The following is a 15,780-nucleotide window of genomic DNA, read 5'->3' as shown; positions in this document are numbered from 1 at the left end:
AACGGACGGAGCGGTTCATGCCAGAGGGTGACACGGTCTTCCAGGCCGCGCATCGGTTGCGACAGGCGCTGGCCGGCGAGGTCGTCTCCGGCTTCGACCTGCGTGTGCCCGCCTTCGCCACCGTCGATCTCCGCGGCGAGGTCGTCCACGACGTCATCCCGCGCGGCAAGCACCTCCTGCACCACATCGGCGACCACACCCTCCACACCCACCTGAAGATGGAGGGGCTGTGGCACGTCTACCAGCCGGGTGAGCACTGGCGGCGGCCGGCGTGGAAGGCCCGTGCGATCGTGTCGACCGAGCACTGGGTGACCGTCGGGTTCGAACTCGGCCTCGTCGAGGTCTTCCCGTCACGCGAGGACGAGGAGCGGTTCGGCTGGCTGGGCCCCGACCTCCTCGGTCCCGATTGGGACGAAGCTCGCGCCATCCGGAACCTCGAGGCCGACGGCCGCGAGATCCACGTCGCGCTCCTCGATCAGCGCAACCTGGCCGGGCTCGGCAACGAGTACGTCAACGAGCTGTGCTTCATCCGCGGGGTGTTGCCCACGAGGCCGAGCGCCGAGGTCGACCTCCCGGGCGCGGTCCGGCTCGGCTACCGCCTCATCAACGCGAACCGCGACCGCCGCAACCGGGTCACGACGGGCGACACGAGGCCGGGCAGGAAGACGTGGGTGTACGGACGCGACGGCCAGCGCTGTCTGCGCTGCGGGACCCGGATCCAGCGCGGCAAGCTCGGTGCCGACCCGACCGCGCTCCGCGACACCTACTGGTGTCCCCACTGCCAGACCTGACCCGGTCACCCGGTGGCCTGCTCAGTCGCCGCGGTGCCTCCGGCCCCCGACCCACCCGAGCGGGATGGACAGGAGCAGCAGGAACAGCGCCTGCGTGCCGAGCCCCGGTACCGTCGCCGCGAGGATGAACGCGAGCAGCATGAGCCCGGTCGGCGCCCAGACGAGCGCCCAGGGGCGGGGCGGCATCGCAGCGGCCTCCTCACTGAGCAGCCCGTCCCGCTGGATCACCAGCTGCTGCAGTCGCACCGCGACCATCGACACGAGCATCGTCGCGATGTACAGCATGGGGGCGCCGCGGTCGTCCCCCGATGAGTCGAAGAGGAGCACTGTCGGCAGTGGCAGGAAGACGATGCCGGCGAGCCAGACGAAGTTGAGCGACACGAGCCGCTTCGAGTAGCCGACGGTGCGCTCGAAGATCCGGTGGTGGTCGCGCCAGAAGTTCGCGATGATCACGAAGCTCAGGGCGGCCGCGGCCAGCCCCGTCCAGTTCTCGGCGAGGAACGCGGCCACGGGGCCACCGCCGTACTCCTGCGCCAGATCGACGAGCGGGAGGATGATGAGCGTGATGGCGATCGCGACGACGGCGTCACTGAAGTTGACGACGCGATCGAGGCCGCGTTCCGTGGTCGGACCGTGGCGACGGTCCCTCGGTGCGCGGTCTCCGTCGTCGGCCATGGTCAGCTCACGTCCGCGTCGTCCGTCGCGGTCCCCTGCACCATCTCGACCCACCGGGCGAGGAAGGCCGCGCCGGCCTCGTCGTGGATGAGCGTCGGGTGGGTCAGGATCGGGTACGGCTTCTCGGGGACGCCGTCGGCCGGCCGCACGTCGACATGTTCGACCGTGTAGCCGTGCTCGAAGAGCCAGTCGGCCATCGCGTAGTCGCTGCGGGAGTCCCCGACCGTCCGCCAGGCGAGCGGGAGCGCACCGCCGTCGGCCTCGAGGAGCTCGAGCGCGCGCTGAGCCCCGAGGTCCTTGCCGAGGCGCACCGACTCGATGTCGGTGGAGATGATGGTCGGGTCGATCCGGTACTGGACGAGGCCGGCGTCGTCGGGGTAGCGCCCGGGGGCGTGGTCGACCCCGAACCCGCGACGGGCGAGCTCGGCCCGGGCGTCGTCGTCGAAGTGCTTCCGCACGACCGCGTAGTCCGCCGCCGGCACCTCCACGTGCTGTTCGACGGAGACCATCGCGCGCTTCGTGTGGTCGAAGAAGACCGTCTCCGCGTACCGTTCGTCGACGAGGCGCTCGATGGCGGCCCCGTATCCTTCGGGCATCGCCACCTCCTCGTCGAGCCGCAGCTCGTCGACGCCTGTCGCGGAAAACCCGAACCAGACGGCGCCCTTCTCGCAGATGCCGTACAGCCGGACGTCGGCGTCGAGCCCGGCGGCGAGCAGCGGCGGGACGACGACCGCCCGGAGGAAGGCGTCGCTGCGGCCGGTGTTGAAGGCGATCGGGATGCCGGCGTTCGCGAGGGTCGCGAGGTCCTGCGCGATGCTCGGGACGTTGATCGTCCGCGTGATGGGACTGGCGATGGGGCCGTCGACGTCGAGGAGGAGACCGAGGATGGGGCGGGGCGCGTTCACGGGTCTCAGCCTAACGAGCACCTGGCGTGAGTAGACTCACTCCACCATCACCGGTGTTCGAAGGAGATCACTCGTGTTCACCAGCCCGCATCCCGACGTCGAGATCCCCGATCTGAGCGTCTACGACACCCTGTTCGGCGGCATCGCCTCGAGCGACCTCGATCGCATCGCCCTCCGGGACGGCACGACCGGCGCCGAGACGAGTTACCGGCAGCTCATCTCGCAGATCAACGCGCTGGCAGGCGCCCTCGCGGCGGCCGGGATCGGCATCGGGGACGTCGTCGCCCTGCACGCCCCGAACGTCCCCGCGTTCGCGACCGTGTTCCACGGGATCCTCCGTGCCGGAGCGACGGCGACGACGGTGAACGGCCTGTACAACGCGGAGGAGATCGAGGCGCAGCTCCTCGACGCCGGCGCGACGATGGTGTTCACCGTCTCCGCCCTCCTGCCCCAGGCGTGGGCTGCGGCGAGCGCCTGCGACATCCCCTCCGACCGCGTCGTCGTCCTCGACGGCGCAGAGGGTCACGCCTCGCTCACCGATCTCCTCGTCCGTCGCCTCCCCGCACCGGACGTCTCGTTCGACCCGGCGACGCACGTGGCGGTGCTGCCCTACTCGTCCGGCACGACCGGGCGGCCGAAGGGGGTGATGCTGTCGCACCGGAACCTCGTGGCCAACGTGCAGCAGTCGATCCCGCAGCTGGGCATGCGGCCCGACGACCGGATCCTCGCGGTCCTCCCGTTCTTCCACATCTACGGCATGACGGTGCTGTTGAACCTCGCACTCGCGTGCCGGGCCTCCCTCGTCACCATGCCGCGGTTCGACCTCGCGGAGTTCCTCCGGATCATCCAGGACTTCCGGTGCAGCTACGTGTTCATCGCCCCACCGATCGCGGTCGCGCTCGCGAAGCACCCGCTCGTCGACGAGTTCGACCTGTCGAGCGTCCACACGATCTTCTCCGGTGCCGCGCCATTGGACGCGACGCTCGGACGGGCGGTCGAGGAGCGCCTCGACTGCCGGCTGCGGCAGGGGTACGGCATGACCGAGCTCAGCCCGGTGAGTCATGCGATCGCGTTCCAGGCGGAGGGCGCCTCCCTCGACAGCGTCGGGACGAGCCTGCCGAACATGCGGTGCCGGATCGTCGACCCGGAGACCGGGGTGGAGGTCGAGTACCCCGCAGCCGGTTCGGACGAGGAGAGCGCACCCGGTGAGCTGCTGTGCGCCGGGCCGAACGTCATGCTCGGGTACCTGGGCAACGAGGAGGCCACGCGCGCGACGCTCGAGGATGACGGCTTCCTCCACACCGGCGACATCGCGACCGTCCGCGGCGACGGCACCGTGCGGATCATCGAGCGGTTGAAGGAGCTCATCAAGTACCACGGCTACCAGGTGGCGCCCGCGGAGCTCGAGGCGTTGCTGCTCGGCCATCCGGCGATCGCCGACGCCGCCGTCATCGGGGTCTCCGACGAGGACGGTCAGGAGGTGCCGAAGGCCTTCATCGTCCTGCAGGCCGGGCAAGACGTTTCCGGGGAGGCACTCATGGCGTGGGTGGCGGAGCGCGTCGCCCCGCACAAGAAGATCCGCCGGGTCGAGGTCGTCGACGTCATCCCGAAATCCACCTCCGGCAAGATCCTCCGGAAGGACCTCCGCGCTGCGGAAGCACTTCGACAGGCTCAGTGACCGACGGCGGCGACCATCCGGTCGAAGGCGGCGTCGAGTTCCGGGTCGGCCGGCTGCCACTGCGGGTTCGCGTCGTGGAACGCGACCATCTCGGCCGCGCCGTCCCAGAACGGGATCGACGGACGGAACTCGGGCACGAGGCTCCGGATCCGGGTGTTGTCGAAGATCATCGGGAACGCCTTGTCGCCGAGGAGCGTCGGGCCGAGTGCCGGGTGGATCTCGTCGATGAGGTCGGACGGAACGTGCACGATCTGCGCCTCCACCCCGGCCGCGTCGGCGATCCACCGGGTGATGTCGTTCCAGCTCGGCGCGTGGTCACCGGTGATGTGGAAGGCCTCACCGAGCACGTCGCGGCGGCCGAGGAGCCCGACGAACCCGACGGCGAAGTCCTCCGTGTGCGTGATGGTCCAGAGGGTCGTCCCGTCGCCGTGCACGACGACGGGCTTGCCGGCGCGCATGCGGTCGAGGTCCGTGCGGCGGCCCATCGTGGGGATGAGCGTGCGGTCGTAGGTGTGCGAGGGGCGCACGATCGTGGCCGGGAACCCCTGCTCGCGGTAGGCGTGGACGAGGACGTCCTCGCAGGAGATCTTGTCGCGCGCGTACTGGGAGAACGGGTTGCGGAGCGGGGTCGACTCGACCACAGGAAGGCGCTGTGGCGGCTTCTGGTACGCCGAGGCGGAGCTGATGAACACGTACTGACCGATGCGTCCGGCGAACCGGTCGATGTCGGCCTGCACGTGCTCCGGCGTGAAGGCCGTGAACTGCGCGACGACGTCGAACTCGCGGGCGCCGAGGACCTCGGTGACGGCGTCCGTGTCGCGGATGTCCGCGCGGAGGAGTTCGACCTCCTCGGGGAGCGGGCGGACGTGGGACAGACCGCGGTTCAGGACCGTCACGTGGTGGCCGAGCGACACGGCTCTGGCGACGGACGCCGAGGAGATGATGCCGCTGCCGCCGATGAACAGGATGCGCTTCGTCGTCATGGCGTCCATCCTCGCGCACGAGGGCCGGTCAGCGCTCGCGCTTGACGTACGACATGGTGGCGACGACGAGGGCGAGCAGGACGCCCGACACGAGCCCCCACACGACCGGTGCTTCAGGCCCGAGGACCACGAGCATGAGCACCGCGGCGAGCGCGAGGACGCCGGCGACGGCGAGGCCCACCGTCCATTCGTTCCATCGCATCCCACCAGCCTAGGCTGCCGGTCGGCGGGACACCGAGCCGCTGGAGCGGCCGGCTGCCGGGACGTCAGCTCAGTGGTGCTCGGCGAGCATCTCCTCGGTCCGTTCCCAGAGCCGCCGCGCGAGGACGACGTCGGACGCGAGCTTGTTGGCCCGCGCAGGCTTCCGCTTCACGAAGTAGCCGCCCGACGTCCAGTCGATGCCCGGCTGGCTCTCGGCCAACCAGAACAGGGTGTCGGCGCCCTCCTCGGGGGTGTTCAGGAGGTGGCGGCCGAGCGGCGTCGCGTACAGGAGTCGCATCGCGCCGTCCGGTGAGCTGGAGAAGTTCGTGGAGATGACGCCCGGGTGGAACGCGGCTGCGGACAGCCCTCGAGCGCCGTAGCGGCGTTCGAGCTCCTTGGTGAAGAGGATCTGCGCAAGCTTCGCGTTGCCGTACGCGCGCGTCGGCGAATACGACCGCTCGGCGTCGAGGTCGTCGAGGTCCAGCTTCCCGAAGAGGCGGTTGGCGACGCTCGAGGTGTTGATGACGGTCGCGTCCGACTCGATGAGGCGGTCGAGCAACAGGTGGGTCAGGAGGGCCGGAGCCAGGTAGTTGATCTGGAACGTCTGCTCGTGGCCGTCCGTCGTGACCCGACGGTCGGCACCGAAGATACCGCCGGCGTTGTTGGCGAGGACGTCGATGCGCGGGTATCGCTCGAGGAGCTGTTCGGCGAGGAGGCGGACCTGCGCCAGCTCGGCGAAGTCGCAGATGAACGACGCCGCCCCGACCCGTTCGGCGACGGCGGCGGTCTTCTCGGGCGACCGGCCGACCACGACGACGTGCTCGCCGGCCTCGGTCAGGGCCTTCGCGGCCGCAGCGCCGATGCCGTCGCTCGCGCCGGTGAGGACGATCACGCGGTCGCTCACGCGGAGGACTTCCGGGGCCGCGGCTCGTTCACGGGCGCCGGTCTCGTCGGCATCGCCTCGGGGACCTCACGACCGATGGCCAGGTCGCCCGTCTTGTTCGCCTCCTGCATCATCGACTCGAGCCAGCTGCGGTTGAGTTCCGGACGCTGCTCCTGGTCGAACTCGAACTGCAGCGAGATCGACGGGTGCACCCAGATCGTCACGCGTCCACCACCGGTCTCGAGCGAGCGGGGCCAGGAGATCGTGAAGGACTCGTTGCGACGCAGTTTCATCACGGCGATCGACTTGACGTGCGCGAGCATCCGGTCGTCGAGTTCGAGCTCCCGCGACGAGCTCCCGTAGATCAGCTTTCCCAACAGATGTCTCCCTCTGAGCCGGTCATCCGCGCGCCCACGAATCCGGGCCGCACGACGCCCGAGCACGACGGGCGTTGTCCCCATCGTAGGCGAACGGGTGATCGCCGTCGTGCCGGTTGACGGACTGGCGACAGCCCAGTTCAGGGGGCCGGAGTGTTGCCCCCCGAGGCCTCGCGAGTACCTCGACTTCCCTGGAAAATCAAGGAATTTCGGTCCTGTTTCGTGGACCTGGCAAAGCTCTGGGCGTCGGCGTCCACGACCAAACCACGGTTCGCGATGAGCCCGAACGGCGTGCATGACCGTGAAGCCCGAATCTTCCGTCGTGCACCCGAGCAAGTCGTCCCTCCCCGAACGATCCGTCGCTCCCGGGACGCGTTCCCGTCGTGCACGCCAGCCGTTGCGTCTCCCCAAGCTCGTCTCCCAGCTGGTCACCTTCGGCCTCGTCGGCGGCACCGCGTTCGTCGTGGACGTCGGCGTGTACAACCTCCTCCGGTTCACCGTGCTCGACGACAAGCCGATCGGCGCGAAGGTGATCTCCGTCGCCGTCGCCACGATCGTCGCGTGGCTCGGCAACCGGGCGTTGACGTTCCGGACCGAGCACCGCCGTGGGGTGTGGAAGGAGGGGGCGCTGTTCGCCCTCATGAACGTCCTCGGCCTCGGGATCGCCGCGGGATGCCTGTTCGTCTCGCACTACGTCCTCGGCTACACGACCGCCCTCGCCGACAACATCGCCGGGAACGGTGTCGGGCTCGTCCTCGGGATGGTGTTCCGGTTCCTCGCCTACCGGCACGTCGTCTTCCGGCCCGCCCGGTCGGCGAGCAGCCGCAGGCACCACGCTGCAACCCCGACGACGCCCGAGCACCCGACGGCCGCGGCGACACCAGCCCCGGCCGTCCGAGCCACGACCGCTCGCCGATCCGCACCGACCCATGCCCTGCCGACCTCTGGAGGCCTGTCCTGATGGCACCCGTCCTCGCACCGCTCCTCGGAGCGCTCGCACACGCGTCCGCCCGCCCGTTCACCAGTGCGGACGAACCCGCTCCCCTGCTCACCCCGCAGCCCACGGCACCAGCGGAACCGCTGCCGAACCGCGGCACCCTCGTGGACCCGACGGCGGTCGGCGATCCCGGCTCCTGGAGCGTCGGCGAATGGCTCGGCTATGGCACCCTGCTGCTGTTCGCCGCAGCGCTGACGATCATCGCGGTCACCACGCTCTACTGGATGCTCCACGCCTGGCGGTCGACCGGCCACCTCAAGAACACGGGCTTCGCAGCGGTCCCGCTGCCCGCGAAGCACTCGTTCACCCTGCTCGTCCCCGGCCGGCACGAGGAGGAGGTCATGGGCCAGACGCTCGACCGCCTCGCCGAACAGGACCACCCCGACTTCGAGATCATCGCGATCGTCGGCCATGACGACCCGGGGACCGAGCGCGTCGTCCGCGAGGCCGCCGCCCGACACCCCGAGCTCATCAAGGTCGTCGTCGACGACAGCGTGCCGAAGAACAAGCCGAAGGCCCTCAACCGGGCCCTGCAGATCGCCCGTGGCGACGTCGTGGGCGTGTTCGACGCCGAGGACGAGGTGCATCCCCGCCTGCTCACCCTCGTCGACTCCCGCTTCACCGAGAGCGGCGCCGACGTCGTCCAGGGCGGCGTGCAGCTCATGAACTTCCAGTCCAGCTGGTGGTCGCTCCGGAACGTGCTCGAGTACTACTTCTGGTTCCGGTCCCGGCTGCACTTCCACGCGAACTCGCGCTTCATCCCGCTCGGCGGCAACACCGTGTTCGTGAAGAAGACGTGGCTCGACTGGTCGGAGGGGTGGGACGACGGCTGCCTCGCCGAGGACTGCGAGCTCGGCGTCCGGCTCTCGAGCGCCGGCGCGACGGTCGTCGTCGCCTACAGCCCGGAGGTCGTCACCCGTGAGGAGACCCCCGGCACCCTGAAGTCCCTGTACAAGCAGCGCACGCGCTGGAACCAGGGCTTCCTGCAGGTGCTGAAGAAGGGCGAGTGGCGGAAACTGCCGACCTTCCGTCAGCGCATGTTCGCCCGGTACCTGCTGTCGATGCCGTTCCTCCAGGCGGCGACCGGCCTCCTCATCCCCGTCTCGGTCCTGCTCGTGCTCTTCGCGAAGGTGCCCGCCCCGATCGCCCTGCTGACGTTCATCCCGCTCGCGCCGACGATCGTCACCCTCGCGGTGGAGGCCTCGGGGCTCGGCGAGTTCGGTCGCCTCTACGGCCAGAAGGTCCGCCTCCGCGACTACGCCCGGCTGATCCTCGGCACCTTCCCGTACCAGATCTTCCTCGGCGCAGCAGCCGTCCGCTCCGTCTTCCGCGAGTGGAAGGGCGACCACTCCTGGGAGAAGACGGAGCACACCGGCGCCCACCGCAGCGACGAGGTCGCCGAGGCGACCGAGGCCGCACCCGTCGCCGTCGACCTGCCCGACCGCGCACCCGAGCTCGTCCTCCAGAACGGAGCAACCCGATGACCGGCATCCTCGAACGACCGGCCGCCCCGGGCCGTCCGCAGCTCCACCTGGAGAGCGACCGCCTCGGCTGGCTCGCCTCCGGACCGCCGACGCAGCGAGGCCCGGGCATCGTGCGCCGCTGGCTCTCGCGCCACGGTCGCACCCTGGCCTTCCTCCTCCCCGTGCTCGCCATCGCCGCCGTCGTGCAGGCGATGAACATGGGCGGATCCCCGCAGCGCATCGACGACGAGGGCACCTACACGGCCCAGGCGTGGAGCGTCCTGAAGCTCGGTGAACTCGCGCACTACACCTACTGGTACGACCACCCGCCGCTCGGCTGGTTGCAGATCGCGGCGTACACCGGGCTGACCGGTGCGTTCGACCGCTACGACATCGCCGTGATCGCGGCGCGTGAAGCCATGCTGGTCGCGACGCTGATCGCCGTCGTGCTCGTCTGGGTCCTCGCCCGACGCCTGCACCTCAGCCGGGCCATGGCCGCCGTCGCCGCACTCGTGTTCGCGATCTCGCCGCTCGCGGTCCAGTTCCACCGCACCGTCTACCTCGACAACGTCGCGGTGCCGTGGCTCCTCGGCGCCTTCGTCCTCGCCGCCAGCCGCAAGCACCAGCTCGTCGGCTTCGCCGGGTCCGCCGCCGCGTTCGGCATCGCCGTGCTGAGCAAGGAGACCTTCCTGCTCGCCCTGCCCTTCCTCGCCTGGACCATGTGGCGCGCGGCCCGCAAGGAGACCCGGCGGTACACGCTGCCGGTGGCTGCGACCATCGTCGTCGTCATCGGTTTCACCTACGTGCTCTTCGCCGCCATCAAGGGCGAACTCTTCCCGGGCCCTGACCGGGTGAGCCTCCTCGGCGGCGTCTTCTTCCAGCTCGGATCGCGCGTCGCGAGCGGCTCGCTGTTCGACCCCGCGAGCCTGTCGGCCAAGACGCTCGGCATGTGGTGGCAGTTGGATGCGGCGCTCCTCGTCGCCGGAGCGGTCGCCGCCGTCGCCGGACTCTTCGTCAAGCGGCTGCGGGTCATCGCGGCCATGACCGTCTTCCTCGGGCTGTTCATGCTGCGTCCGGGAGGATACCTGCCCGTGCCGTACGTCATCATGCTGCTGCCGTTCATGACGATCCTCATCATGGGCGTGACCGGGGTGGCCGTCCGTCGACTCCGTCGGCGCTCCGCGCTCGAGACAGGTGCACCCCGCGGTCGCCGCATCGGTGGACGCGCTGCGGGCGCCGTCTGGATCGCCGCCGTGCTCGCGGCAGCCGTCGTCGCCGTCCCGAACACCGCGACCCAGCTCCGCGGATTCCTCCTCGCCGACCTCGACAAGCCCGTCCGGCAGGCCCAGCAGTGGGTGCAGACGAACGTGCCCCAGGAGTCCCGGGTGATCGTCGACGACGCGATGTGGGTCGACCTCGTCGAGAGCGGCTTCGACCGCGACAACGTCATCTGGTACTACAAGATGGACACCGACTCCGCCGTACAGGCCAAGTCGCCGAACGGCTGGCGCGACGCCGACTACATCGTCACCACCGACTCGATGCGGACGTTCCCGACGACGTTCCCCGAGGTGAAGGGTGCGATCGACAACTCCGAACTCGTCGCGACGTTCGGCTCCGGAACGCAGGCCGTCGAAGTCCGTCGCATCGACGCCGACGGGCTCGACGCCGCAGCGGAGCGGGCTGCCGGACGCACGGCGGCTCGGGCGGCGCTCGGTGCGCAGCTCCTCCAGAACCCCGCGCTGAGTGTCTCGGCCAAGGCGGCGCAGACGCTCAGCGACGGTCAGCTTGACTCCCGCGCCCTGCTCGCCCTCGGACAGGTGCTCGCCACGACGCCGGTCCGGCTCGAGAGCACCCCGGTGCTCGACGGCGAGACCGGAGACGTGCGCCGGACCATGGTGCTCCGCACCGGTGACGAGGCGGGCGACAGCCGCCTGGCCGACTCGATCCGGTCGATCCAGGGCGAATACGCCGCCGACCGGGTCGAGCAGACGGCGGAGGGCGTCCGCGTCACCTACTCCGTCGTCGAACCCGACCTCGTCCGCTGACCACCCACCCGAGTTCCGGCTCCAGCCGGACACCCGAACCGACCGAACCCCCGAACCACCCGAAGAACAGGAGTTCCACCATGCGAACCACCACCACGAGGCGAATCGCCCTCAGCGGCCTCGCCGCCGTCGCGACGGCAGCACTCATCGGCTTCGGCACCACCGCAGCGAACGCCGCCACGACCGACGCGTCCGGCGGCGGCTGGATCCGCGTCGGCCACCTCTCCGCCGACACGAAGTCCGTCGACGTGAAGCTGTCGGCACTCTCCGGCGGCGCGGCCGTCTTCGAACTCGACGACGTCGCCTACGGACAGGTCTCGCCGTACACCGACCTCGCCGCCGGCACCTACGTGGTGTCGATGGTGCCCGCCGGGTCCCCCGACAGCACGAAGCCGGTCATCAGCACCAACGTGACCATCACGGCCGGGGAGGCGGCGACCGTCGCCGCCTACGGCCCCAACAAGGACCTCCAGACGAAGGTCTTCGAGGACGACCTCACCGGTCCGACCGAGGGTGCGGCGCGCATCAGGCTCATCCAGGCGTCGACCGACGTGAAGAGCGTCGACGTCAGCACCTCGACCGGCATGCCCATCGCGAAGGGCGCCACCACCGGGACAGCGACCGACTACGCCAGCGTCCCCGCCGGCCCGTGGGATCTCAAACTGACCGGCGGCAAGCAGGCGGCCGAAGCTTCCGTGAACCTCGCACCCGGCACCGTGAGCACGCTCTTCGTGCTCGACAACGCAGCCGGCGGCGTCACCCTCATGCCCGTGCTCGACAGCTCCGCCGCCGGGAACGCGCCCGAGGGGCCGGTCGAGACCGGTGGCGGCGGGCTCGCGAAGGACTCGTCGGCGCTGCAGAGCGTGTTCGACGACCTCGACGCGAAGCTCGTACGGCTCGTGCAGGAGATCGGGACGGCGGCGAGCTGAGCATGAGCGCCAAGAAGACGATCGGCATCGCGGTGACGGCGGTCGCCGCGGTCGCCGCCACCGCCGTGATCGCCTCGCTGGCCACCGGCTTCCCGGCGGACCTCCAAGGGCCACCGGCGGCGTCACCCGGCACCGTCGAGGCCGGCAGCGGTCCGCAGCCGACCGCGACGGACCGCTCGGCCACCCAGGCCGCCGAGGCGTTCCTCGCGGACTGGGTGGACGACGGCCGGGTCGTGCGCCGCGACCAGGGCGACGACACCGTGAGCGAGGGCCAGGCCTACGGGCTGCTCATCGCCGCGGGCGTCGGCGACAAGAAGGCGTTCACCGGGATCTGGGACTGGACCGAGGCGAACCTGCAGCGACCGGACGGACTGCTCGCCTGGCGGTGGAGTGACGGCGAGGTCGTCGACGAGGAACCAGCCAGCGACGGCGACCTCGATGCCGCCCGAGCCCTCGTCATCGCCGGGAAGCGCTTCGACGAGCCACGGTTCACCGATGCCGGCGTCAAGCTCGCCGGGGTGATCGCGGACCGCATGACCGTCGAGACCGCCGCGGGTCGCATCCTGCTGCCCGGCACCTGGGCCGCGGCGACCGAACCCTACGCGTACAACCCGTCGTACGCCTCCCCCGTCGCCTTCTCGGTGCTGGGCGCGGCGACGGGCGATCCCCGATGGGCCGAGCTGCAGGCCGGTTCCGCTGCGGTCACGTCCGCCCTGCTCGACGAGAGCCCGCTCCCACCGGACTGGGCGCAGGTGCACGCCGACGGCACGGTCGACGCGATGCCCGGTGCCGCCGGGACGGGACAGAGCGTCCGCTACGGCTACGACGCGGCCCGACTCCCGATCCGCTACGCCGAGTCGTGCGTCCCCGCCGATCAGGCGACGGCCGCTCGACTCGTCTCGACGCTCGCACGCTCGAAGGAGCTGCGGGCGGAGACCGACCTCGGTGGTTCGCCGCTCACCTCCGACCAGCACCCGCTCGCCCTGGAGGCCAGAGCCGCCGCGCGCGCCGCGGTGGGCAACCTGCCGGAGGCGGCGGACGACCTGCGGGCGGCCGACGAGCTCGCGCAGGAGGTGCCGAGCTACTTCGGTGCCGCCTGGGCCGCCCTCGCCCCCATGATGCTCACGACCGACGACCTCGACGGCTGCCCGCCACTCATGAACGGAGCCAGCTCATGACCCGGGCACCACGCGCGAGGATCAGCGCCCTCGCCGTCGCCGGAGCGCTCGTCACGGCGCTCGCCCTCTCGGCGTGCGGCGCCACGCACTCCGGGCAGACGCCGTCGTCGCCGAACGCCGCCGACGGGCCGCTCACCGCTTCGGAGGCGACCGACCGCGGGGCCGCCGGGGCCAAACAGGACCCGGCGACCCAGGCGCCGACCGCCGACGTCAGCGCCCTGAGCGTCAGCCGCGTGCAGATCCCGGCGATCGGCGTCGACGCGGCGGTCGAACCGCTCGAACGCGATGCGTCCGGCGTGCTCCTGCCACCCGTCGAGTGGGAGGACGCCGGGTGGTACCGCGCCGGTGTCCTCCCCGGCCAGGTGGGGCCCGCAGTGATCGCCGGGCATCTCGACACGACCCTCCGCGAGGCGGTCTTCGTCCACCTCAAACAGCTCGTCGCGGGCGACCAGGTGACGGTGACGATGTCCGACGGTTCGACCGCCACCTACGCGGTGGACCGCGCCATCGACGTCGAGAAGAAGACCTTCCCGACCGAGGAGGTCTACGGGCCGACGCCCGATGCGCAACTCCGGCTCATCACCTGCAACGGACCCTTCGACGACGCCGCGGACACCTACGCCAACAACTACGTCGTCTTCGCCTCGCTCGTGGGCAAGACCCCGTAAGCCCTCCTCCGGTCCCCGAGCCTGTCGAGGGGCCGCTCCGCTCCGAACCACTCCAACCGACCCGAAAGGAACCGACGTGAACCGCTCCCTCGTCGTCATCCCCACCTACAACGAACTCGACAACCTGCAGCCGATCGTCGACCGGACACTGGCCGTCCCGGGGGTCGACATCCTCGTCGTCGACGACTCGTCGCCGGACGGCACCGGCTTCCTCGCCGACCAGCTCGCCGCGCAGCACCAGCAGGTGCACGTGTTCCACCGAGCCGTGAAGGACGGGCTGGGTGGCGCGTACCTCGCCGGGTTCGCCTGGGCGCTCGCCCGCGGGTACGAGGTCATCGTCGAGATGGACGCGGACGGTTCCCATCACCCCGAGGACCTCCCGAGACTCATCGCGCTGCTCGACGAGCACGACCTCGCCCTCGGCTCGCGCTGGGTCCCTGGTGGCGTCGTCGAGAACTGGCCCGCCCACCGGCTCGCGCTGAGCCGCGGCGGCAACCTCTACACGCGTCTGGCCCTCGGCATCGGTGTCGCCGATGCGACGGGCGGGTTCCGCGCGTTCCGGAGCGAGGCGCTGCGGCGCATCGACCTCGCCGACGTGGCGTCCCAGGGCTACTGCTTCCAGGTCGAACTCCTCTGGCGGGCGTTGCAGCGCGGCCTCCGGGTCGTGGAGACACCCATCGTCTTCACCGAGCGCGTGTCCGGTGAGTCGAAGATGAGCGGCGGCATCGTGTCGGAGTCGTTGAAGAAGGTCACGATGTGGGGCGTGCGCCGCCGCCTGCAGGAACTCCGCGCGCTGCTGCACGGACACCCGTTGCCCTCCGTGCGCGTCCTGTCCACCCGCTGAGTAGGGCCGGTACCTGCACATGTTCCCAGGTCCACCCGGTTCCCCCGTCGTCGCCTGCGTCGTAGCGTGAGGGCATGACCACTCCCACGCGCACCCCGCAGCATCCCATCGACTCCGGCTTCGGCCACTCGAGCACCGCGGCGGAGGTGCTCGAGGGCATCGACCTCTCGGGCAAGCTCGCCATCGTCACGGGTGGCTACTCCGGCATCGGTCGCGAGGCCGTCCGCGCCCTGGTCGACGCCGGCGCCCACGTGATCGTCCCCGCACGACGCCCGGACACCGCCCGTGAGGAACTCGCCGGTATCGAGGGGGTCGAGGTCGACGAACTCGACCTCGCCGACCTCACGAGCGTCGAGGCCTTCGCGGAGCGCTTCCTCGCGAGCGGTCGTGGCATCGACCTGATCATCACCAACGCCGGCGTCATGGCCGCTCCCGAGACGCGCGTCGGCCCCGGCTGGGAACTCCAGTTCGCGACGAACCACCTCGGCCACTTCGCCCTCGTCAACCGCCTCTGGCCCGCCGTCGTGAAGGGCGGCTCCTCGCGGGTCGTCGCACTGTCCTCGAGTGGCCACAAGCGCTCGGGCATCCGCTGGGACGACGTCCAGTTCGAGCACGGTTACGACAAGTGGGAGGCGTACGGGCAGGCGAAGACCGCCAACGCGCTCTTCGCGGTCCAGCTCGACGCGTTCGGCGCCGAGGAGGGCGTCCGCGCGTTCTCGGTCCACCCGGGCGGCATCCTGACGCCGCTGCAGCGTCACCTGCCGCGCGAGGAGATGATGGCGCTCGGCTGGGTCGACGCCGACGGCAAGCTCCTCGTCTCCGGGTTCAAGTCTCCGGAGCAGGGTGCGGCGACCGAGGTGTGGGCGGCGACCTCTCCGTCCCTCGACGGCCTCGGCGGCGTGTTCTGCGAGGACTGCGACATCGCCGGTCCGGCCGACACCGCCGTGTCCCCGGCCTCCGGTGTCGCCGACCACGCGACCGACCCGGACGAGGCCGCCCGACTCTGGGCGCTCTCCGCCGAACTCACCGGCGTGGACGCCTTCGCCACCCGCGCCTGAGCGGGCGGCACCACCCCTTGCACCCGCCCGCCCACGGACCTACCGTGAGAGCGGATCAGCGCGACGACGCGCGAGACAGAGTCCGTCCCAGGCGGATCTCGG

16 protein-coding genes are annotated in these 15,780 nt (G+C 70.6%); 10 read left to right on the top strand and 6 right to left on the bottom strand.

From position 1 onward, the window contains the following. The first annotated feature begins 17 nt into the window (after window positions 1-17). Window positions 18-791, top strand: coding sequence for a DNA-formamidopyrimidine glycosylase family protein (locus QRN26_RS10660; protein WP_194669256.1), 774 nt, complete (start codon window positions 18-20; stop codon window positions 789-791). Window positions 792-812: 21 nt separating this feature from the next. On the opposite strand, the gene QRN26_RS10655 is transcribed toward QRN26_RS10660, so the two are convergent. Both QRN26_RS10655 and QRN26_RS10650 read right to left on the bottom strand, forming a co-directional pair. Next, window positions 813-1,466 carry a TMEM175 family protein gene (locus tag QRN26_RS10655; protein WP_285036649.1) on the bottom strand — a complete coding sequence of 218 codons (654 nt, stop codon included), beginning with the start codon at window positions 1,464-1,466 and terminating at the stop codon, window positions 813-815. A gap of 2 nt (window positions 1,467-1,468) precedes the next feature. Continuing rightward, window positions 1,469-2,371, bottom strand: a complete 903-nt coding sequence (locus tag QRN26_RS10650) for a hypothetical protein (protein WP_285036646.1) — start codon at window positions 2,369-2,371, stop codon at window positions 1,469-1,471. 73 nt (window positions 2,372-2,444) lie between these two features. On the opposite strand from QRN26_RS10650, the gene QRN26_RS10645 reads away from it, so the two are divergent. Then, window positions 2,445-4,049, top strand: coding sequence for an AMP-binding protein (locus QRN26_RS10645; RefSeq protein WP_285036644.1), 1,605 nt, complete (start codon window positions 2,445-2,447; stop codon window positions 4,047-4,049). On the opposite strand, the gene QRN26_RS10640 is transcribed toward QRN26_RS10645, so the two are convergent. The 4 genes from QRN26_RS10640 to QRN26_RS10625 all read right to left on the bottom strand — a co-directional run bounded on the left by QRN26_RS10640 (window position 4,043) and on the right by QRN26_RS10625 (window position 6,493). After that, window positions 4,043-5,032: an SDR family oxidoreductase gene (locus QRN26_RS10640; protein WP_285036642.1), complete on the bottom strand. Its 990-nt coding sequence runs from the start codon at window positions 5,030-5,032 to the stop codon at window positions 4,043-4,045. The two genes, QRN26_RS10645 and QRN26_RS10640, sit on opposite strands and share 7 nt — an antisense overlap. Before the next feature lie 28 nt (window positions 5,033-5,060). Further along, window positions 5,061-5,234 carry a hypothetical protein gene (locus QRN26_RS10635; protein WP_285036640.1) on the bottom strand — a complete coding sequence of 58 codons (174 nt, stop codon included), beginning with the start codon at window positions 5,232-5,234 and terminating at the stop codon, window positions 5,061-5,063. 69 nt (window positions 5,235-5,303) lie between these two features. Continuing rightward, window positions 5,304-6,137, bottom strand: a complete 834-nt coding sequence (locus tag QRN26_RS10630) for an SDR family NAD(P)-dependent oxidoreductase (RefSeq protein WP_285036637.1) — start codon at window positions 6,135-6,137, stop codon at window positions 5,304-5,306. After that, entirely contained in the window at window positions 6,134-6,493 is a 360-nt protein-coding gene (locus QRN26_RS10625) for a DUF7882 family protein (protein ID WP_056778890.1), read from the bottom strand. The genes QRN26_RS10630 and QRN26_RS10625 overlap by 4 nt, the downstream gene beginning before the upstream one ends. 295 nt (window positions 6,494-6,788) lie before the next feature. Between QRN26_RS10625 and QRN26_RS10620 the strand changes: the two genes are divergently transcribed. From QRN26_RS10620 to QRN26_RS10585, 8 genes are all read left to right on the top strand, one after another. Further along, window positions 6,789-7,454, top strand: coding sequence for a GtrA family protein (locus QRN26_RS10620; RefSeq protein WP_285036634.1), 666 nt, complete (start codon window positions 6,789-6,791; stop codon window positions 7,452-7,454). Then, window positions 7,454-8,974: a glycosyltransferase family 2 protein gene (locus tag QRN26_RS10615; RefSeq protein ID WP_082498506.1), complete on the top strand. Its 1,521-nt coding sequence runs from the start codon at window positions 7,454-7,456 to the stop codon at window positions 8,972-8,974. Before QRN26_RS10620 ends, QRN26_RS10615 begins: the two co-directional genes overlap by 1 nt. After that, the gene (locus QRN26_RS10610) at window positions 8,971-11,001 is read left to right on the top strand and encodes an ArnT family glycosyltransferase (protein WP_285036630.1); all 2,031 of its coding nucleotides are present in this window, start codon (window positions 8,971-8,973) and stop codon (window positions 10,999-11,001) included. Before QRN26_RS10615 ends, QRN26_RS10610 begins: the two co-directional genes overlap by 4 nt. A gap of 80 nt (window positions 11,002-11,081) precedes the next feature. After that, a complete protein-coding gene (locus QRN26_RS10605) occupies window positions 11,082-11,930 on the top strand; it encodes a DUF4397 domain-containing protein (protein ID WP_056008349.1) in 849 nt (282 codons plus the stop codon). A 2-nt stretch (window positions 11,931-11,932) separates the two neighbouring features. Next, window positions 11,933-13,108, top strand: a complete 1,176-nt coding sequence (locus QRN26_RS10600) for a glycosyl hydrolase family 8 (RefSeq protein WP_285036627.1) — start codon at window positions 11,933-11,935, stop codon at window positions 13,106-13,108. Continuing rightward, the gene (locus tag QRN26_RS10595; protein ID WP_285036624.1) at window positions 13,105-13,776 is read left to right on the top strand and encodes a class F sortase; all 672 of its coding nucleotides are present in this window, start codon (window positions 13,105-13,107) and stop codon (window positions 13,774-13,776) included. Before QRN26_RS10600 ends, QRN26_RS10595 begins: the two co-directional genes overlap by 4 nt. Before the next feature lie 76 nt (window positions 13,777-13,852). After that, complete coding sequence (locus QRN26_RS10590; protein ID WP_285036623.1) at window positions 13,853-14,620, top strand: polyprenol monophosphomannose synthase; 768 nt, start codon at window positions 13,853-13,855, stop codon at window positions 14,618-14,620. Between the two features lie 74 nt (window positions 14,621-14,694). Continuing rightward, window positions 14,695-15,678: an SDR family NAD(P)-dependent oxidoreductase gene (locus QRN26_RS10585; protein ID WP_285036622.1), complete on the top strand. Its 984-nt coding sequence runs from the start codon at window positions 14,695-14,697 to the stop codon at window positions 15,676-15,678. Window positions 15,679-15,780 lie beyond the last annotated feature (102 nt).

The organism is Plantibacter sp. ME-Dv--P-095 (assembly GCF_030209365.1).
GTDB lineage: Bacteria > Actinomycetota > Actinomycetes > Actinomycetales > Microbacteriaceae > Plantibacter.
Note: the sequence above shows the minus strand (reverse complement) of the source record. Positions and strands in the feature narration are given on the sequence as shown.